The 21,459-nt window shown below is 48.0% G+C and carries 10 protein-coding genes; 8 read left to right on the top strand and 2 right to left on the bottom strand.

Annotation, left to right across the window (positions count from 1 at the left end):
• Positions 1-5: 5 nt before the first annotated feature.
• The 3 genes from ACI1P1_RS12425 (at position 6) to ACI1P1_RS12435 (ending at position 2,459) form a co-directional block, all read left to right on the top strand.
• The gene (locus tag ACI1P1_RS12425) at positions 6-599 is read left to right on the top strand and encodes a potassium transporter TrkG (protein WP_416216709.1); all 594 of its coding nucleotides are present in this window, start codon (positions 6-8) and stop codon (positions 597-599) included.
• 549 nt (positions 600-1,148) lie between these two features.
• A complete protein-coding gene (locus tag ACI1P1_RS12430) occupies positions 1,149-1,391 on the top strand; it encodes a phage integrase SAM-like domain-containing protein (RefSeq protein WP_416216710.1) in 243 nt (80 codons plus the stop codon).
• A 237-nt stretch (positions 1,392-1,628) separates the two neighbouring features.
• Positions 1,629-2,459, top strand: coding sequence for an aminoglycoside phosphotransferase family protein (locus tag ACI1P1_RS12435; RefSeq protein WP_416216850.1), 831 nt, complete (start codon positions 1,629-1,631; stop codon positions 2,457-2,459).
• 1,982 nt (positions 2,460-4,441) lie between these two features.
• On the opposite strand, the gene ACI1P1_RS12440 is transcribed toward ACI1P1_RS12435, so the two are convergent.
• Together ACI1P1_RS12440 and ACI1P1_RS12445 are read right to left on the bottom strand one after the other, a co-directional pair.
• Positions 4,442-6,094, bottom strand: a complete 1,653-nt coding sequence (locus ACI1P1_RS12440; protein WP_416216711.1) for an AAA family ATPase — start codon at positions 6,092-6,094, stop codon at positions 4,442-4,444.
• A 442-nt stretch (positions 6,095-6,536) separates the two neighbouring features.
• Positions 6,537-7,085 (bottom strand): TetR/AcrR family transcriptional regulator, encoded by a 549-nt coding sequence (locus ACI1P1_RS12445; RefSeq protein ID WP_416216712.1) that lies wholly within the window; start codon positions 7,083-7,085, stop codon positions 6,537-6,539.
• A gap of 175 nt (positions 7,086-7,260) precedes the next feature.
• Here ACI1P1_RS12445 and ACI1P1_RS12450 point away from each other — a divergent pair, with 175 nt between their 5' ends.
• The 5 genes from ACI1P1_RS12450 to ACI1P1_RS12470 all read left to right on the top strand — a co-directional run bounded on the left by ACI1P1_RS12450 (position 7,261) and on the right by ACI1P1_RS12470 (position 21,231).
• The gene (locus ACI1P1_RS12450) at positions 7,261-8,796 is read left to right on the top strand and encodes an NAD-dependent epimerase/dehydratase family protein (protein WP_416216713.1); all 1,536 of its coding nucleotides are present in this window, start codon (positions 7,261-7,263) and stop codon (positions 8,794-8,796) included.
• 180 nt (positions 8,797-8,976) lie between these two features.
• Positions 8,977-9,789 carry an alkaline phosphatase family protein gene (locus ACI1P1_RS12455; RefSeq protein WP_416216714.1) on the top strand — a complete coding sequence of 271 codons (813 nt, stop codon included), beginning with the start codon at positions 8,977-8,979 and terminating at the stop codon, positions 9,787-9,789.
• Positions 9,755-10,540: a hypothetical protein gene (locus ACI1P1_RS12460; protein ID WP_416216715.1), complete on the top strand. Its 786-nt coding sequence runs from the start codon at positions 9,755-9,757 to the stop codon at positions 10,538-10,540. The genes ACI1P1_RS12455 and ACI1P1_RS12460 overlap by 35 nt, the downstream gene beginning before the upstream one ends.
• Positions 10,541-10,672: 132 nt before the next feature.
• Entirely contained in the window at positions 10,673-11,890 is a 1,218-nt protein-coding gene (locus ACI1P1_RS12465; RefSeq protein WP_416216716.1) for a hypothetical protein, read from the top strand.
• Between the two features lie 521 nt (positions 11,891-12,411).
• On the top strand, positions 12,412-21,231 hold the full coding sequence (locus tag ACI1P1_RS12470; RefSeq protein WP_416216717.1) for an Ig-like domain-containing protein: 8,820 nt from the start codon (positions 12,412-12,414) through the stop codon (positions 21,229-21,231).
• Positions 21,232-21,459 lie beyond the last annotated feature (228 nt).

Genomic DNA, 21,459 nt, shown 5'->3' on the forward strand with positions numbered 1-21,459 from the left:
CATCTGTGATTGTGGTGATAACCGCTACATTCCTGCTGACTATAACCGAGCGTGAACTGCACAGAGACTTTCTTGCACTGCTTTTTGAAGCAGTATCCGCCTTCGGAACAGTCGGACTTTCCATGTCGCTGACTCCCGAGCTGTCTGTAATGGGGAAATTAATTATTACCCTGGTTATGTACATTGGCCGCTTAGGGCCGCTAACCCTTGTCCTTGCCTTGGCTCATAAGAGTGACCAAGCAAAAGTTCCGGTATCCGGAGGAGAAAATCATGATCGGGTAAAGCATCTCGAATTTGACAAGGAGGGGGTCGCCCTGAAATACCTTGCTGTTTTGCCCTATCTTGAAACTGAAAGACACATAACGGAACAGGGGCAGGAAACGGTGGTGCATACCCGTCATCTCTATTTGCACCGAACAGAAATCGCCGCCTATTCCCGGACCTTTCCCTTGAAGGAAGTGTATGACGTGTCGTTTAGGCAACTGGGTGAAGGTGAAGGTATCTTCTACCTGCATACGAAACAAGGGGTTTATCCATACCGAATGAATTGTGATCCGGCATTCTTTATAAGTACGTATAAGCAAATCTCTCGTCTGTAGCACAACTGAACAAGGTTCGACGTATTGAAACCTACCACAGACGGCCCAAGCAGCTTGGTGATCAATGAGTCTTAAATATTCCGTACTTTCTGGGTACCGATGCCCCTCGGCTCCATACGAAATAAGCAAAGTGCCTCTAACCAGTTCAGGTTAGAGGCCTTTTGCTGTGAAAGGGGAGGCAGCCCCACTTCCGAAGAGGACAGGGGTTCAGCCCGCGCGGACCGGAGCGTAAGCGCAGGGAGCACGGCATCTCAATCTACCGCTAAGGTTGTCCTCGCAGATTAGGCTTCGTCAGCAACTTAAATCAAGATTGAGATACTCCCCTCGGCTCCATAACCCGCTCCTGGATCAATATACTACTGCCTCGTCCGGAGCGGAAGCCAAGAAGCTGCTGAATGAATTCGAGTATAACCAGCAGCGTAATCTGCTCGTCCAGACATCAAAATTGACCTTTGCCGAGTTTTTGGAACACTGGATGGACAACTACATGAAATATACAACTGTGAAGAGACAACCAAGTGCTCCAATGAAAACATCATTTATGATCATGTGATTCCCTATCTCGGTGCCATCGAGCTACAGAAGCTCCAGCCGGCATTTATTCAACAATACTCCAAGTATCTCATGGATGACAAGGGACTCAAGCCGAACACTGCACATAAGCATCACGCTTGTATTCGCAAGGTATTGGATTACGGCCTGAAGCAGCAGTTCGTCCACAGGAACGTATGTGACGCGCTCACACAGCCTAAGAAAGAACGTTTTGTTGGTCAATCCTATACCAGAGATTAGCTGAATAGACTGCTTGATGCTGTCAAGGATACAAAGCTGGAGCTGCCGGTTCATCTCGCCGGGTATTTGGGCTTGAGAAGAGAAGAAATCATAGGGCTGCGATGGAAATATGTTGATCTTGATGAAGATCTTCCTGAAAGTGGTATAATTGCTATGAACTTTTAATGATAATGTGAAACAAATATTGCTAGAAGTAATCTATCTACGAGTTACTCAGGAGGGGTAAAAGTGGAGGATATGAATAGCTTCAGTAAAATTGGAGAAGGACAAGATGCAGAAGTATATGCCATAGAAGATAACAAAGTATTGAAGTTATTTCGAAATGCAAATGATGAAAAAGTGGCTCTACGTGAAATGGAGATATTAAAAACAATGTATCGGAGTGGTTTGCTTGTTCCTAAGGTTCATGAATATGTAAATATCTCAAGTAGACCCGGATTCGTTATGGAGCGAATAACTGGAAATAGTATTTTATCAACAGTTGAAAAAAGACCTTATATAATGTTAAGAGTGTCAAAGATGTTTGGTCAGTACCATTCAGACATACATAAGTTTGTAGCTCCGGTTGAGATTCCTTTGTTAAAGGAAGGTTTAGAGAGGAGTATAACTGCAGTTCATTGTCTGGACGATGAAATTATTCAATATACCTTGAAGTTACTGTCTGAATTACCTGATGGAAATTGTATTTGTCATGGTGATTATAACCCGTCAAATGTTATTATCAACGGCGATAGTCCTGTATTTCTGGATTGGGGCGGTGTTAGTAGGGGTGATGCTGCATCTGATGTTGCTCATACATTATTGATACTAAAAAATGGTCAATTTCCCCCAAATACCTCATTTTTATTTAAACTCGCTTTAAAATTGGGGCGAAACGCATTTGCAAATATTTATTTTCGGACCTATCAACACTATAACCAGCTTGACCTATCAGTGCTTAGTAAATGGGAAATGGTCAGGGCTGTAGGGAGGCTTAGTTACGGGGGGGAAGAAGAGAGACCTGCTCTCGTAAAATACATAAAAAAATTCTACGAAAATAAAGGTAATAATAGGGTTAATTTATTCTGAATAAATAGGGTGACAAGGGTCAGTTACACGAGCAGTTAGTAGGCTCGGCTGGAGGATGGGGGATGGTTGCGTCTGCTTCATCAACGCGGAAAGCCTATATCAACAATCAATGCTGGCTCTAGCCGCCTAATAAAGGTCACCTGGCTTCTACTCTCCATCGCCCATGTGGCGGGATAGGGACCCAACTTTAATGGGATACGCCGTCTAGTCTCCGCCTGGGGCTAGCGGAAGAAGACAATCAGGCTAACCCAACGCGAAGCCGGTAACGGGGCGTCGCTCGGGTAACATCAAAACTGTGACTACACCCGTAGAAGCCTGTGTGGCGTTATCTTCGGACAGGGGTTCAGTCCGCGCGGACCGGAGCGTAAGCGCAGGGAGCACGGCATCTCAATCTACCGCTAAGGTTGTCCTCGTCGATTGAGATACTCTCCTCGACTCCAAGAAAGTTGTTTACGGAGTATTTAACGGAACTGATGCGATTAAAATTCGATGAAACAAAAACGAATCCAGGTGACAAAGAATATTGCCTTGTTACAGGTGACAAACTTCAATCAGGTTTATTCAATAACGTTAAAGCAATGGGGGATTTAAAATGTAATAGAAGGCGTAGGATCACTTTATATATACAAATGGGCTGGAAGTCTATCGTACCTCTTTGAATTGAGGTAATCAGCAGTTCACCCCTTTTCATATGCATTTTGTAATGGTGTTAGGCTAAAGCTCGGATGCCTTCCTTTCTATTACCTTGGGGTTGAAGACGAATGAGTCAGTAGAGGCAATCATTTATTAGGAGAATGATCCTACGTCGATGCCATCAGTAGATTCGTGACCTTGTCGTTATATTAGGCTGTATACAGGGAAAACAGATTCATGGAGCTTGGACACCATAAGAAGAGCGTTGAACTGATTGGAATGGATGCGATACATCATGAGCATTTTGATTTCAAAGATCAAGAGAAATAAGTTCGGCCGTTCACATTTCAAGGAAATGATCTTCTGAGCTTAACAAGCGGTATGCAAATAAATGGGCGGATAAAGGATGAAGTCATACTGGCAAACGCCCAGACTGTGCTTGCGAGCCGTGGAGGAAAGGGATGCGGAAGTTTTTCATGGCTGGGGCCAGGATGAAGAAATTTGCCGCAGTGTGGATATGATTCGGTTTCCACAGGCGCTGGAGCAGGTGAAGCAATGGCTTCATGTGACCGTCATCATGGTACGTTTAAGTATGGCATCGCGATCACCAGAGAGTATTGGGGTACCAGAAGGCGACACCTCACGTAGATAGCTTCAATGAAAGATCCATTCGATTGCATGAGAGCTTAGGATTTCAGCGGGAGGGACAGCTTCGCCGTATGGTCTACTCCAATGGCAAATACCATGATGAAATTCACTTTGGCATGCTGAAGGATGAATTTAAAGACAGCTATGCAAACGAAGAGGAGTAATGGGTTGGCTTTGAAGCAAGTGAGTTCAGCCCTTTTCATTTCACGCAACGGCGAAAGAACCGCAGAGTGAGCACGGCGGAACGCGGATTCCGCTCCGTACTTTCTGGATACCGATGTCCCTCTGCTCCCTAATCGGTCATGGAAAGATTCTTGATGGCGAAAGCGTCGAGAATCCAGACAGCCGCGGCGTCGAATCCGGTACATGTGGTGGTATTCGACATCCTACAGCGTAACGGTCGGGATCTCCGTGGTACAGCCACTCTCTTTACATGCCGGGGGAGGGGAAACAGCCTTTCTCTGTCAGCCGATCTGAACACTGGAAAAAAATCATTACACTTACGCCACTTCAAGAATAAAACCGGTGAAGATAGAAACTATGTATACGTGTCCCTCGGCTCCAAGAAAGTGCGGAAAATGTTCCGGTTTCCGGCTTATTTTCGCGACTGACTGCTTTAATGGTATAAGCTCCTTCTCCCTTTTTTTCAGCACCTTTCATTATGTCTTCCTGCAACTTAGAAAATATACTGCTGCATTTCATCAAATATCATCTGCTTTGATCGTGGTCAGAGCTTCCTTTGAGAAGTTATTACTCTTTTGAATTCGAATAGCTTGTTGACGAAGACTTTTCTCGAATATATTTCGTACATGACGAGCGTTCCCGAAGTTCGGTTGTTTTCTATCGAAGTCCAATATTCTCTGGAGTTTAGCCACAGTGTCAGGCTCTAACTGATAAGCTTGTTCCTTGTAAAGTCGAACTGCTATCTCGACAAGCTCTTCTAATGTATAGTCCTCGAACTCTACAATATTAGGAAAACGGGAAGCAAGCCCCGGATTTGTGTTCAGGAAAGAGTTCATCTCACGACTATACCCAGCTAAGATTACTACAAGGCGATTTCGATAATCTTCCATACATTTGACTAATGTATCAATAGCTTCTTGACCAAAGCCATTGGAACCACCAACATCGCTTGCCAACGAGTATGCTTCGTCTATAAAGAGAATTCCATCTAAAGCCCGTTCAACAGTCTCTCTTGTCAAAACTGCTGTTTGCCCTACATATTGGGCGACAAGCCCAGACCGATCAGTTTCAACGACTTTTGGAGACTTAATAACACCGAGTTCATAGAACATACTTCCTATTATTCGTGCAATCGTTGTTTTGCCTGTCCCAGGATTGCCTTTGAAAATCATATGTAAAGTTTGTCCACTCATCGTTGGAAGTCCTAGCTTTTTCCGTTCATTTTGTATAAGAACTTGAGCATAAAGCGAATGGACGAATTGTTTAACTTGATCTAGTCCTATTATCGATTGCAAACGTTCTTCTATGCTTCCAGAACCCTGAATCACTGTAGCAGAAGCGTCAGGTTGTAAAATGTCACTCTCTGGCACTCCGTGTGTTTTTTGATTTAGTTCATGAAAAGCTGATTGCAAGCATCTCAGATGGGATTTCTCTTCTTGCCACCATTTATGATAATCTTTGTCTCCAAACAGTCCCATGATTGAGGATTCCCGATATCTTTTCTCAGCAGAATCCACATCCTTCTCCGCTTGAATTATATCCTGTTCGATTAGTTTCTTAGTAATTAATGCTTGCCGTTTATTGAACATGGAAACACTATCTTTCAACTTGATTTGTGCTAAAGAAGAAGTGCTTAACTTTCGAATCTGTGACAATAACTCTACATAGGCATAGTAATCATCAACTGATACCTCTGAAGGGGTTAACCCCGCGTGAAGTATGCTTTTTATTGCATCCCATGATGAGCGCCAATTTAAGTCAACCTTATTTAGTTCTTTACTGATGTTATCAAGTCGATTGAACCATAAATTGTAGATAGAACGGTAACTTTTAGAATTCTCAAAGTTCGTTCTCATTACTTCCAGATAAGTTTTATGAGTATCATGAAATTTCAGTTTAGTAATGAAATAAGAAAGCCTTTTCTGATCTATGCTTAATTGTTTGCTAGCATCTTGAGCAGGCTCACTGATAAATGAAAATATACGATAACTAAGATAGCTTTCATCATCTAAGATATTTAAAATTGGCATTAAGGTATCATGTAACTCTTTTTCATGATGTTCATATTCTTTATAGCTTGTAGATTGAAATAAAGTATTCATTTTAGATATACCGTTATTGAAAAGGTCTTCGATAGACTTAGGTTGATTTATATTCGGTACATTTTCCATAGTTACCCCCAAAAAATTCTCTGTAGTTCAAATTCGCCCCGCCCCCGGTCGATTCCTGCCGGGGAATGGGCGATTTGGTCAAAGTACGGCCTGTGCCTCCAAGGCGGATGAGCCCGGTGTTCAAAGAAAATAAAGTATTAGACTGCGCCGCTTCATTGAGCTAACGGGCAGGATAGTTTAATAAAGTTTTAGGTTATAGACAGTAAAACAGCCGGCTACGACCGGCTATTTTTTCATTACATACAATTAAGACTTAACAATATTATTCCGTACTTACTAGGTACCGACTCCCCTCGGCTCCAAGAAAGCACGGAATACTCTCCGGCGTTGTTGAGGCCGAAAGGAAATTGCCCGTGAAGATGAAAAAGACGATGGGAGCTAAATAGGCTCTCATCGTCTAATAGTCTAATGGGTTGTTTCCGTTTTCGAAACTTTGGTTTAGTTATTTGGATTCAAATGGAATCAAACAATGATTTGCTAATGTGAAGATAAGTTGGGCTAGCACTTTGCTTGACATCGTGAATTCATCTCGAATCCATTCTTGTATAATTGCTAAGCTCCCATTGACTAAATAGGCATATGTATAGCGTTTCATGGATTCAGGGACAGTGATATGGACGTAACGGTCAATACTCATAAGCACTTCATTAGTCAAACGTTGTGCGAATGATGGTTGGTCATGAGATTTGAATAACATTAAGGCAAATAAATCATGATTCTTTTTAATGTAATCCAAAAAAGCCGTTATATACGTAATATTGTCACCCAATTCAATTTTCCCCAAGTATTCACGAGTGTTATCCATAATTTCTCGCTCCACATTATCGAGGAGTTCATAAGCATTCGCATAGTGTAAATAGAAAGTAGATCGATTAATTCCAGCAGCAGTACATAATTCCTTCACACTAATTTGGCTAATATTTTTTTCATTGAGCAAACGAATGAGACTCTGCTTTAATAGTAGTTTCGTTAATTTTTCCCTTTGATTCAATGTTCATTCTCCCCCACCAAATATTCATTTTAGAACAATCGACACTTTGGCTTCATTTGTCTATATTGAAGCAGTTTAACAATCAACTGTTGGTTGCTAAATAGACACTGTGTCAGTAGTCTAAAGGTAGACGAATCGATTTGTCAACAAACTGATAATTTAGGTGGAGATGACAATGATTAATACAAAGAAGAAAAAATGTGTCATGATAACGGGAGCTGCTGGTAATATGGGCAGTGAAACGGTGAAGTTGATGAGAAATGATTTAGCTAATTGCGAGTTGCTTCTCTTGGATCTGGATCATGCAAACAGCCGAAGGAAACTCCGGGAATATGAAGGACGGGCGGGTATTACTGTTGTTTATGGTGATTTGCTTGACCGAAAATTGGTTCAAGAATGCGTTAAACAATCAGATATTATCCTTCATATAGCAGCCTTCGTTTCCCCCGCTGCAGATGAAATGCCGCAAAAGGCCATGCAAGTCAATTATGGCTCCGTTAAGAACATTGTGGAAGCTATAAAGGAAAGTGGGCGTGAGGATTTAACCCGTCTGGTATTTGTCGGGACAATAGCGGAAACGGGTGATCGTATGCCGCCTATCCATTGGGGGAGGGTAGGAGACCCCATTAAGCCAAGTGTCTATGACTATTATGCCGTTTCAAAAATTGCAGCTGAGCGTCTGGTGATTGAATCAGGATTAACCTACTGGGTAAGCCTGCGGCAAACTGGAATCATGGGACCTTCTATGAGCAGAATTCAGGATCCAATCATGTTCCATAATTGCTTGGAAAATGTGCTCGAGTATGTATCTGACCGGGATTCTGGACGATTAATGCGCAATCTATGCATCCGTGATATTGATGGGACATTGAATAATGAATTTTGGCAGCATATCTACAACATTGGCGGGGGAGAAAGCTGCCGTGTCAGCACACTTGAGATGTACCAGGAGTTGTATGGTAAGCTCGGGATTAAAAATCTTGATTATGTAATTGATCCTACGTGGTATGCAACACGGAACTTCCATGGACAATACTATACAGACTCGGATAAGCTGGAGCAATATTTCCAGTTTCGACGGGATTCGATGGAATATTTCTACAATAGTTATCTGGAAAACTTGGGTATGCTAGTCCCCGTGGCCAAGGTCATTACGAAATTTCCTGGTGGACAAAAGCTCATGGGAGCGATGATTAAGAAAACACTTAAAAAGCAAGCAGTCAAAGAGCGCGGAACGTTGCATTTCACTGAGAATCAGGATATGGAGAAAATAGAGGCTTATTGGGGAAGTGAGGCGAATTATAAAGCCATTCCAGCAAAGCTATCCATAATGAAGAAATTTTCCGAATGGAAAACTGTAGTCAAACTCGATCACGGTTACGATGAAGACAAACCGGATTATGATTTAAATCTTGAGGATTTAAAGGGTGCCGCGAAATTCCGTGGTGGAGAGTGCCTGTCAACAGTTATGGTAACGGGTGATTGGAAAAGCAAACTTGACTTCAAATGTGCATTTGGTCATACTTTTGCCGCCAGTCCAAAGCTAGTACTGGAAGGGGGGCATTTTTGCCCGACCTGTGAACGAGAAAGCTGGAATTACAAAGAACGTGCAAAACGTGAACCATTCTTCGCACAAGTATGGCAGCCACTCCATGGTGCAGACGACGGCAGGATGTATAAGAAAATGGTATCAGAGTTTGATGTTGAGTAAAAGTACTGACCAAGATTTTGCAGGCCTAAAACGGCGTCCCTTATTCCTTGGGGATACCGTTCTTCGTACATCCGCTTGAAGGCGGTAATAAACCCGCATAATTTCACCCATACCAAGTAAAACTAACCTGGAAAATAATCCTTTTGAAGGATGGGGTTTCCGGTGTTAGTAAAATGTAAAATGGCCCTGACCGCCATGATGGGTGTATGTGTGCTGCTGACCGGATGCAAGGCCGATTCCGGCAAACAAATAAACCAACTGAGCATCCAGTCTGAACCTGCCCATCAAACGGGCAAACCCATCGTGCTGCTGGTCATTGATTCGTTAATGGACAAGCCCTTACGTAAATCGATCCAAGAAGGCAACGCTCCTGCATTGCACTATTTGATCCAGAATGGGAAGTATGAGCCGAAGATGATCAGCTCCTTCCCCACCATGTCCGTGACAATCGACAGTACCTTATTGACTGGGGTATATGCGGACAAACATCATGTGCCGGGTCTTGTTTGGTTTGATAGTAACGAGAAGCGGATGATTTTTTATGGGAATGGCGCGAAGGAAGCGTTGAAGATTGACCAGCCTCAGGTATTCATCGATGCGATTTATCAGTTGAACCAGGTTCATTTGAATAAACAAACGAAAACCATTCATGAAGAATTAGCCGATAAGGGGAAGGAATCTGCATCGATTAACGGGGTTATTTTCAGAGGAAACACGGAACATACCTTGCGCCTTCCGCAATGGATAGCCAAAAGCAGCGGGTTACCGGAGCAAACCAAAGTCACCGGGCCCAAATGGTTATCCTATGCGACACTGGCGCAGCAGGATCCTGCTCATAATCCCAATACCCGTCCTTGGAAAAAGTTCGGAATGAATGATGATTTCTCGGCGCAAGAGATGGTTTATCTGATCAAGCAGAAACAGCTTCCGCCATTTACCCTGCTGTATTTTCCGTCCAATGATAATTTCGTTCATCGAAAAGGCCCTGATTGAGCTGCGCGGCATAGAAAATGCGGATAAAGCGTTAAAGAGTATATTCAGTGCTTACGGAACCTGGGAGCAAGCGCTCAAGGATGTTATATGGGTTGTTATGGGTGATAGCGGACAAAGTTATGTTTATGATGATCGTCAGGAATCAGTTATTGATGTAAGGCCGCTTCTGAAGTATCGCATCGCCCCATTAAACCAGCCTGTAGGTGCTGAGGACCAAATTGTGATTGCCGCGAATGAACGGATGGCTTATGTGTATGCCCTTGATGACAAGGTAGAGTTAACGGAGGTTATGGCGCAATTAAAACAAGAAGAAAGATTCGATATCCTCGCCATGAACGACAAAGAGTTTGTCCGGGTGATGCAGGGGAATAGTGAAAAAACGCTCTCGTTTGCTCCTGGCGGACAGTACTCGGATGAGTTTGGGCAAACGTGGACCTTGTCGGGAGATCATGAGGTTCTGGATATAACCGTAACGGATAACCGGATCCAATATGGAAGATACCCCGATGTGCTTGCGAGATTGTATGGGGGCCTCCATTCCCATGAAGGGAGATATGTGGTGGTTACGGTGCAGCCCGGATATGAACTGGTTGGTGAAAGCTCGCCTACCCATGTCGGCGGAGGTGCCCATGGCTCTCTTCATGAGTTGGATTCGCTGGTTCCATTGATCATCTCCGGAGCAGATTCTGAACCTAGCCCAAAGCGTATCGTTGATTTGAAGAATTGGATCTTGAAGAAAACCGTTGACTGATATTACTCAGTTCGGCGGTTTTTTTGTTGGATTTTTATTGAAGATGAATAGAATTCCGAAACTTTCCAGTTAGAGATTGCGTCTACAAAATCATGGTGGTAATTGTAACCGCACGCAGCCGGAGGGGAAATCATGAAAATAGCTGGTAAGTGTATCATCGCGATGCTCGTATTGTTTGGCAGTCTGAATGTACTTGGCAATAAAGCAGCAGCAAAAATCGATGCCATGGCTAATCATACATTGGTTGTTCTCACAGAGACGAAGCTCTTGGAGAATTACAACAATCCGGAGTCCGTGGTTGGCTCGATTGCGGGCATGCAGACGCTGACTACTGCTTGTGGGGACAACGGCGATTGTATAGCGAAGGCAGGGGGCAAGGACTACGTCCTTGTAAAAACATGGCTGGGGGACAAATGGATCGAGGACGATGACCGAATTACAGCAGGAACCTTTCAAGAAGTCGAACGGGATATGACCATAATAGAAAAAATGCCATTATATAATGATCCGAATGTTGGTATTTACCGGAAGGATGCTCTGCCTACGGAAACCCTTTTACCGCAGAAGGTCCATGTGACTGCAAAGTATTGGTATTTATACAGTGGCGCCCGCACGGGAAGGGCATTTCTTGAAGCGCCGACCTGGTATCGCATTACGACTGAAGAAGGCCAGAAGTGGATTGTTGATCCCTTTATTCTGGAGGATATGCAGCAGTATGAGATTCCAAGCGACAGGATCATAAAGCTGACAGGGAACGAACGGCTTTATGATTACCCTCGTGAAGGTGCGGGAGAGGGAACGAAGGCGGATGCTGGTATGTTTCAAGTGGAGGCGATCTCCAGTTATAGGATCAAGACGGAGCATTACACATGGTTCAAGCTTCAACAAGAGGACGGAACCTTCAAATGGGTACAAAGGCCGCTCACCCAATTTAACCTGCCGAATGAACAGATTACACTGCGGACTGCTACGCGCTATTTTGACATTGATGGGGATTCCAGCCTTAGTTTGCAGAATTGGCTCCAGCCGGGAACCTATACCGCGGATAAAATCAACGAAGGTTGGGCGCGAATCCAAACTCCATCCGGCTGGAAAGTGGTCAACCTGGATCGGGCTCCGCTTGAAAGACCTCAAGGCATTACGGGAACACAAGAAGTCGTCCAATTGACTCCTGAAACCAAGAGCTACTATTTTCCGCTAACAGGTGAAATGTGCCATGGGGCGGGTACGTTTAGTCATCAGGAGGCCCTGTCGTTTGAAAAATGGATTTCTCCGGAAGGAATCAATTGGTACCACATTTCAACCTACAGCGGCATCGTATGGGTACCGGAGAAGCCGTTGCTGGAATAAATACTGCCTCTCACCTCCATACGCACAGGAAAGTGCCTCTGATCAAATTCGGTCAGAGGCCTTTTGCTTTTTATGGTGCTTTCGTCCGCGGCACACCGAAGCGTGAGTATAGGTATTTTGCTGCTGGCAAAATCTCCACAATCCCCTTGCGCATGTTTCATTACTGAAAGATGAATAGCGGGCATGTTGCTTCCTCTAATATCCATTTTACTGGAAGTAAAGATTTAGGCAATCTAAATGTTCCAGAGAACGGAGGAATCGGCTAAAAACAGTCACGGGAAGGCCTTTCCTGTCTCTTTTGTCGGACTTTATAAAATATTAACGGAATTCCTCGAAATACCTCACAAAATCGCAATTAGGAGTTTAGGAAAAATATACCTATAATAGATGATAGGCTGGTCGTAATAGCATTATAATCCATTAAATACTTCTATTAGCTCTTCTTTGACGAAATGGAGAACGCGAGATAAGCCTGATTTTTGTACGATTAGCACGTAGATAAAGAGAGGAGAGCAGAATGAATGAGATCTAACAAGCTTAAGAGGGAACTGTCTTTATTGCTTGCGGTAACGATGGTTTTCACGACAATCTTCGGTCTAGGCGGCACTGCTTTGGCAGCAGCACCCCCCAAGCAAGAAGACCAGGGTGTGAAGGCGTCCGCATTTATAGACTTGGAGGATTCCTATGCAAAAGAGGAAATTCAAGTCTTGGAGTCAAAGGGGATTTTGTCAGGTTATGCGGATGGAAGCTTCGGTCCGGGAAAAGCCATGTCCCGGGCCGAGTTTGCCAAGGTTCTTGTGTTATCCGCCAATCTGACGGAAGACCCGCAAGCTGCCACCAAGTTTAGGGACGTAGGACCGGACGCTTGGTATAAAGGCTACGTGGGCGCTTTAGTCAAGGCAGGTATTACAGAGGGAACCTCAGAGGATCTCTTTACGCCGGACGGCCCTGTAACACGGGAGCAGCTTGCGGTGTTTTTTGTTCGCGGAATGGGTCTTGAAGCGGCTGCTGCGAAGGTGACGCCGGTCAAGAAAATTGCCGACCTGGACGAGGTATCTCCCTGGGCGAGAGCATCTGTGCAGTTAGCTTTTGAAATCGGCTTTGTTCAGGGAACTGCAGGAGCAGACGGAAATATGCAATATCTGCCTGGCCAACATGCCCAGCGTCAAGCATTGGCGCGGTTGGCCTACGAGTTTCTGACCCATAAGGAAGCTTATCTTGCAGCGGCGGAAAAGCTCGCACGCAGCACACCTTCAGCAACACCAGTCTCAACTGCAAGCAGTTCCCCCAGTCCCTCCCCTTCAACCTCTGTTGGTGGAGGAGGAGGAGTTGGCGGAGGTGGCGGAGGCGGAACAAGCCAAGCCACTGTTGCCAGTGTCCGGTCCACGGGGACGGATAAAGTAGAAGTTATCTTTGATAAATCGGGAATGAGCGTTAACGCAGCGGACTATTCCTTCAGCCCTGCGTTGGTTGTCAAATCGGCTGTACAACAAGCCGGTAACAACAATGCTATTGTGCTCACAACGGAGATTCAGGAGATAGGGACGGTGTATTCCCTCCTCTATAAAGGAACTGCCACTGGCAAGACCATCACCGGTACAGCAACGGTGCTTTCTGTACTAGAGGGTAAAACATACAATGGCAACTACCGGATTGCCAGCGGGGTAGAGCAGGTTGGACCTGAATCGGGGAACGCGGTTATTAATGGCCTGCTGCAGTTGGACCCTGGAGCCGACAAGGAACTGCTTGTAAGGAATATTCAGGTGCCGGAAGCTGAGATTCTCTCCGGAGCTTCCAATTCCATCAAGCTGCAGAACGTCCAGGTTACCCGCCTGTTGACCGTAAAAGCAGCGGCTCAGCCTAATCCGGTTCGTATAATTGCTGCAGGCAATACTGAAGTGGTCCAAACCAATGTGGAATCCAAGGCTATTCTGGATGTGCAATCCGGATCGCTCGGCCGGACTATCCTACTGCAGGGTGCTGCCCAACAGAAGGTGGAGCTGCGCGGGAATTTTGAAGGGGACCTAATTATTAAAGCGCCAGGCGCCCAATTAACGGTGGCCCAAGGCGCAATTGTAGCAGGCGTGGTCCAATTGACTGCTAACGGAGCCAACCTGGAAGTAGACCAGGATGCTGCAGTTGCCAAGGTGGAGATAGCCTCGGATGCGGTTTTGGTGTCAAAAGGCCGTGTGGCGGAGGCAGAGGTGACCGCCAGGGCAATTGCAGAGCTATCCGGCAATATCACCAAAGCCACTGTAAAGATTGCCGGGGCTTCCGTCAAGGTGATGAAGGATACACGAATCGGCTCCCTTGTGCTTCAAGCCAGCGCCACTGTGCAAGCCAACGGGGTCATTGAATCCCTGGACCTGGCTTCTGAAGATGTGACCCTTGTATTGGAGGGAACCAATAAGGAGGATGTTTATAATACCGTCATCAAGGTGGCAGAAGAGGCCATTAATGCCCTTCCCGGTCCTGCTGCCCTTCAACTAAGCGACCGGCCCGCTATCGAGGCGGCTTGGTCCAAGGTACACGCAGTGAAGGCTTTGGGCAAATCTGTGGCTGCCGAAAGCCTGAAGCGGCTGAATGAGGCGGAGGCCGCTATCATGAAGCTTCTTGCCGGCCCTGCCCAGGAAGCCCTGAATGCCCTGCCATCGGATGCTGCTGTCATCGGCCTGGACCAAGCATCCCGGAGTGACGCGGAGACCAAGCTGAAGACGGCCAGGGAAGCCATCCAGGCTGCCAAAGCGGCTGGAGTGAAGGAAGAAGTGCTTGCCAATCGGGACCGGATTCTGAAAACGGAGCAGCGGTTGGCCCAGCTTCAGGAGCTGTCTGCTGCTATCGCCGGAGCCCAGGAGAGCATCAATCATCTGCCGGAAGCCGCAGACATCAGATCCGAGCAATTGCTGGACATTATCAGCCTGATCCAGGCGGCAGAGGCTAAGGCAGAGAACGCCCGTACCCTGGCTGCTGCCGCCGGGATACCGTCTTTTGACACCTATATCGACTGGAGTAAGCTCACAGCTGCCAACAAACGGGTGGAAGAGCTGCAAGGAGGTTTAAGCGAGGCGGATCAAGCGATTATCGCCATCAACACCTCCATTCTGCAGCTTCCATCTCTGAGCCAGTTGACCTTGAAGGCACAGTTCGCAGTGGACATCCTGCGCGTGGAGATAGATGGAGCCAAGCTCCGCTTTCAAATAACAGATGATCAAATTTCAAATTTGCATGTGCTGGTTGCTGTAGAGGCCAAATTGGCAGAGCTTAGAATCATCATGAACGAGGCTGTCCAAGCGGCTATCGCGGCAATTGAACAGCTTCCGGAAAGCAGCCAAGCTACCTTGAAGGATAAGACCGCAGTTGAGGAGGCTCATGCCAAGGTTACCGCTGCCCGGGAAGCGGGAGCTGAGGATGACCAAATCAAGAACCTCACTAAGCTGGAATCGCTGCTGGCCAAGCTCCAGGAGCTGGAAGCCGGGCATGGGAAGCTGATTGAACAAGCGGCCAAAGCGATTCAGGCCCTGCCAGCGAAGGATGCACTGACCCTGGGCGATGAGCAGCTGGTTCAAGCAGCCCGGCAAGCCGTAACTGTCTTAACCCAACAAGACATCGTATTCGATGAGCAAGTGGTGAATGTGAAGCGGCTGGAGGAAGCGGAAGCGCAGTTGTTGCTGCTGAAGCAAGGCCAGGCCGAAGCCATTGCTGCCGCAATCAAGGCCATCGAGGCATTGCCTGCACTGGAGAATGTAACCCCCTCGGACAAAACGGCTATTACCGAAGCCCGGCGTCTGGCTGATATAGCCATTGCCAAGGGAGGCCAGGAGGAGATTACGAACCTGACGAAGCTGGTTTCCCTGGAGGATAAGCTTCAGGAGCTGGTAACCGGGCATGAGAAGCTGATTGATCAGGCAGCCAAGGCAATTCAGGCCCTCCCCGCAAAGGACGCACTGACTCTGGGCGATGAGCTGCTGGTTCAAGCAGCCCGGCAAGCCGTGACTATCTTAACCCAACAAGACATCGTATTCGATGAGCAAGTGGTGAATGTGCAACGGCTGGAGGAAGCGGAAGCCCAATTGGTACTGCTGAAGCAAGGCCAGGCCGAAGCCATTGCTGCCGCCATCAAGGCCATCGAAGCATTGCCGGAGGCCGCCCAGGTTCAAAATGCAGACGGCTCTGCTATTGCAGACGCGCGTCGCTTAGCAGATCTGGCGATTGCCAAGGGTGCACAAAAAGCGGATCTCACGAATTATTCCAGGCTCACCGCAGCTGAAGCCGCATTCAACAGCATGGCACAAGCGGTTATGCCCAAGCTTACTGCTGCGGTTTACGCTGGGGAGCTGGTCCTTGTTGGCACCGCAGAGCCTGGAGGAACACTCCAAGTAAAAGCGGGAGCTGCCCAATCCTCTTACTCCATTCCCTCAAGCGGTTCCTTCTATATCCATGACGCTCAGGTTATGTTGAAGGCTGGGGAAGACGTGGTGATCGTATCCCAACTCCACGGCAAACGCGACAGCGCTGAGCTGAAGGTGCCTGTTATCGCCGCCATCAGTCAAGCTGCTGCCCCCAAGCCTCAGACCTTCTACGAAGGCGACTGGCTGGTTCACGGCACAGCCGAGCCGGGTGCAGTGGTACGCCTGATTGGTCCGGATGGTACGGTTTATGGAGAAGCCACCGCAGATAAGACTGCGTTAGCCAATGGTATGGCACCGTTCTCTATCCTGCTGGCAGCGACCACCCCATTGCCTGCCGGAGAGTTGAAGGTATATGCCACTCTCCAAGGCAAAGCCGCTAGTCTCCCTGTTACCCTGCAGCGGCTTCCGTTGTCCGGTGAAGCAGCAACGGCACAGCCGGCGGTTAAGGAGCTCCTGCTGGAGCTTGCCGAGGCAATCAGCGGCACAACTGAGCCAAACGCCATTTTGAAAGCAGAGAATGGTAAGGGTGTTCCAATCGGAGTCGGCATTGCCGATCAGAGCGGGCTGTTTACAATCCAGCTGCTTCAGCCTCTGACCGGATTTGATCCTGTACGCATTACAGCCAAGGCCCCGGCCAAGTTGGCAAGCCTTCCTCTGCAGGTTGACGTGTTCGAACCAACGGAGACAGCAGCGACTCCTGAGCTGGTGAAGCAGCTTTTCCCGGGTGACTTCACGCTGCAACTGCAGGCGGAGGCCAGCGTAAAGCTTGAGGTGAGAAGAACTAATGGCCAGATTATTGCCACTGGAACCGCAAATGCAGCGGGAAAAGCGGAGATCGGCCTGTCCCGGGTTTTCCTGATTCCTGGGGAGGCATTGGCTATCTATGCGAAGACTCCTCTCAAGAAAACAAGCGAGCCATTAATGGCGAAGGTTCAAGAACCGGCGATTAAGACAACTCAGCCTACGATGGATGATGAACTTTATCTCAATAGCAGCCGGATTGTAGGTAACGCCGAATTCGAGGCCGCCATCTACCTGGTTGACAGCAACGGCCAAGTCATCACTTCTGTCCGTGGCCAGGGTGAGGAAGGCAAGGAAAAGCAATTTACGCTGGAGCTGCATCCTCTTCCGGCTTCCCTTCAAGCGAACGACACCGTCCAGCTCATTGCTGTGGCTTCAGGCAAGCTGCCCAGCGAGCCGGTGTTGGTTCAAGTGCAGCCGGCTGTCGGACAGACAGAGCTTGGCGGGGTTGTGGGAACCGTGTTTGCCAATGGCGGCAAACTGACAGGCTGGACAGAACCCGGAGCTGAGGTTCTGCTTGCCCAGGACGGCTGGCATACAGCAACAAGGGCAGGCAGCACAGGGTATTATGAATTGTCCTTCATAACAGCAGAATCTGTGTTGAAAGAAGGAACACAGGTTCAATTAACGGCTGCTGCACCTGGCAAAGAAACAAGCGATCCCAGAACCTTCACGGTTCAACCGATAAGCGGAACAGCTGCAGTACCGGTATTGTACCAGCAGTCCCGGGCATACCCGCAAGGCTTCGCTATTGAAGGAACGCTGGATGGAGAAGGCTTTGTGCTGGTAAGGGCATCCGACGGACGTCTGTTGGGTACGGCCCCTGTCTACAACGGCTACTTCCAATTGGAGCTATGGAGCCTGAGTCTTGAAGCAGGAAATGAGATTGAGGTCTCGGGAACAGCACCGGGTTTTGAGAATAGCTCCGCTGTTCGAATTCCGGTACAGACCTTGAGCGGGGTCACCACACAACCTGTTCTTACACATGCCCAACCCACAACTAAGGGATATTTGTTCACAGGAACAGCAGAAAAAGGAGCTATCGTCGAACTGTGGACGGGTAAGGACCAATCCATCCTTATCAGCCGCACAAGAGCGTGGGACGGGACCTTCTTGTTTGAGGATCTGACAGCGGAACTCCCTAATGCCCAGGATATCTGGTTAGTAGCTCGAATGCCCGGGAAAAAGAACAGCCCCTTAAGAAGCTATATCATCAGACCCTATGCGCAATCAGGCACTCCGCCGTTGCCTCAGCTTCTTACACCCCTTACAGAAGGAGACACCGTTCTCTCGGTAAATATTCCTGTCCGGTCTCATCTGAAGATCGTAAGGAACGGGATTACGGTTGTCGAAGACTATTGCGGAGAGGGCAAGGTTCAAATTCCGTTAAACATGGGCACGCCTCTATCCAAAGGGGACACTGTTCATATCTATGTTTTCACCGGTGGTTATTTGGAAACTCTTCTGGATGAAAAGGTTACCGAAGCCCCAACCTGGACAGACACGCCGATTGTATATGGAGAGCTGTATGCGGGCAGCGCCCATTACCTCTCTGTCAGCACCGCCCAAGGGGCCGAGCTGCAAATTACCAAAACGGACGGCAGCAGGCTGTATACCGGAACCGCCTCTTCAACGGCTACTGAAATTGCGCTGATGAATGACTTGGCGGCAGGAGAGAAGCTGCTGGTCAAGGCCAGAATGCCCGGCTACAAGACAAGCGTTGCTGCGAGCCTAACCGTACATCCCGCGGCGGCGAAAATCTCTTTGGCACCCGTGCTGATCTCAACTTTATACGAGGATGACACCAAGCTGTTAGGATTTGCGGCGCCGGGAGCTGCGGTTGCTGCTTATGCAGAGAATGGAGCAAAGCTGGCTAAGGCCTTGGCAGGAGCAGATGGAACGTTCTCTATGGAGCTTGGCGCTCCTATGGCCGGCAAACAGGCCATTAGCCTGACTGCCCAAACACCGGGAGAGCAGCCAAGCGCCACAACCCCGGTTCCGATTCTTCCTTTGCAAGGTACTACAGCACAGCCCGTCATTCATTTCATAACAGATAAGCAGCTTATGGGTACAGCCGAGCTGGGGGCATCCATTTGGCTGAACGGGACTCTAATGGCCACGGCAGGAGCAGACGGAACCTTCCTATTCTCCATTGAACAAGCGGCAGCCCGGAGCAGCAGCATCACCATTTATGCCAAGCAGGCAGGAAAGAAGCTGAGTGCCCCTGCAACGGCGGAAGCTGCATCCAGCAGTATAACCGCCAAGCCTTATGTAATTCCGATTGCGAAGGCGAATTACAGTGATTTGTATGTTATAGGCGAAAGCGGGTCTACCTTCTACGTCTATGACAGCACTGGCACTCAAATCAGCAAGTCAACGCCCAAGGAAGGTACAACAGTGATTCCATCGGGCAGGAGCCTGAAAGCGGGCGAAATCTTGAATGTAAGAGCCCAGGCTAGTGGCAAGACCATGAGCGAGGCTTCACCAGTTCAGGTTTTGGCGAGTCTGCCCAAGGCGGAACCCCCTGTCCTGCTTAACGACATTTATTATGGCACCTTGCTGGGAACCGCGGCGCCGGGGGCTGATATTTTCATTACAGGGCCCTATGGATATACCCATTTGTATAGTATCCAGGCGGATATGGGTGGCCGTTTTGTTGGAGATATTACTCCATTCGTTCTAGAAGGAGAGTACAAGGTGTCTGCCTACAGAGCAGACCTGCAGTCAAGCAGTACCGTCAAGATTCAATACACGAAGCCTGCCCAGAAAACGGATACGCCTGTGCTTGTGGGCAGCGTACTCGAGAGTGACGGAATGCTGAGCATACTGGCGGCTCCGTTCAGCGAGGTGACGGTGGCGGATGCCAAGGGCAGTCCTCTGGACGTCAAAACAACCAAGAGTGGCTTCTACACGGTAAAGCTGTCCAAAATTAAAACAAACGATGTATTGAATGTGACAGCAAAAAAACGCGGACAGCAGCTCAGCGAAAAACTGGCTGTTACGGTTGGAGCCCTTGTTCAGCTTACGCCTGCACCAGTTCTTACAGGTTCCTTGTATGAGGACAGCACGTATGCTGAAGGTACAGCCGAGGTTGGAACCGAAATTTGGGCTAAGGACCGTTACGGAAACCTTCTTTCCAAAGAAACGGTTAAAGCCACAGACCAGGGGCGCTTCAAGCTGGCCCTGGATACGGCAAGTGTCTTGGCGGGAGATGAAATCCTGTTCTATGCCCGGAAGCCCAACCTTCAGGACAGCAAACCTCTGGTTGTCAAAGTATCGTCTTACAAGACCGATAACGGATCTCCTTGGGTATCTGAAAAAATCTACACGGAGACAACAGAAGTCTATGTCAGTCTTCCATCAAGCAGTCTGCTGGTGATAAGGGATAGTGAGGAATTATTGCTGGGTATGAGCAAAATGGAAACCAGCGGAAAGCTTAAGCTGGATTTTGCCAATCCGTTGAAGGCTGGTGATGTGTTCCGCATCTATGCCAAACCTTTAAGCGGGGGCAAGAACGCCGGGGCCCCGGCCGTGCTGACCGTGCTTCCAATGCAAGGCACAACGGAAACACCCACCGTATCCCGAAGTGTATACGAAGGGGACTACAGTGTACTCATCACATATCCCGCGGCAGCGGATGTGGAGGTTTACCATGTGGAAGGGCAGACCCGACTGACCTTCTATACCTGGAATAGTACCTTCGAGGTACCCGGAACCGTCAAGGCAGGGGACACCATCCGCATCACAGCCAAGGAGACCGGAAAGCTGATCAGCAAGCCTCTTCTGATCCGGGTTCTCCCTATTGCCGGCCAGACAGCCGCTCCTACAGTCACAGCCAGCGTCTACGGAAGCAACATTTATATTTCCGGTCAGACGGAGCCGGGGGCCAAGATTAATATCTACCAGATTGGCATTCCGGATATCGGGTTCCGAACCTCTATTCAAGCGTCTGAAGCGGACGGAACCTTCACATTGGTTCAGGAACAGTCGGGCACTGTCCCCCTGAAGCCTGGTGCCAGCCTAACCTGCACAGCCCTCACTCCAGGCAAGCAAGGAAGCGCTCAGGTTATGATTACCGTCACAGAGGGTGCACCGACGCTTCCCCAGCCGCAGGATGGAGCGGGAGGGTAAGCTAATCCCCGAGCATCTTGGAGAAATTGAACAGGCTTTGTCATCGTGAGATGGCAAGGCCTGTTTTTTAATACGGCGACGGGTTTTATCGGAAAACCTTGGGAATACGATAGTGCTTAATGACTTACACTAGCCAAAATGGTATCCTTATCTTAACCGAACCATTTTTGGAGGAATCCTATGCATATAGGTACAGTTGAATGGAATATGGCCCGCGGTAAGGGGGGG

Source organism: Paenibacillus mesotrionivorans (genome assembly GCF_046098205.1).
GTDB lineage: Bacteria > Bacillota > Bacilli > Paenibacillales > NBRC-103111 > Paenibacillus_AR > Paenibacillus_AR mesotrionivorans.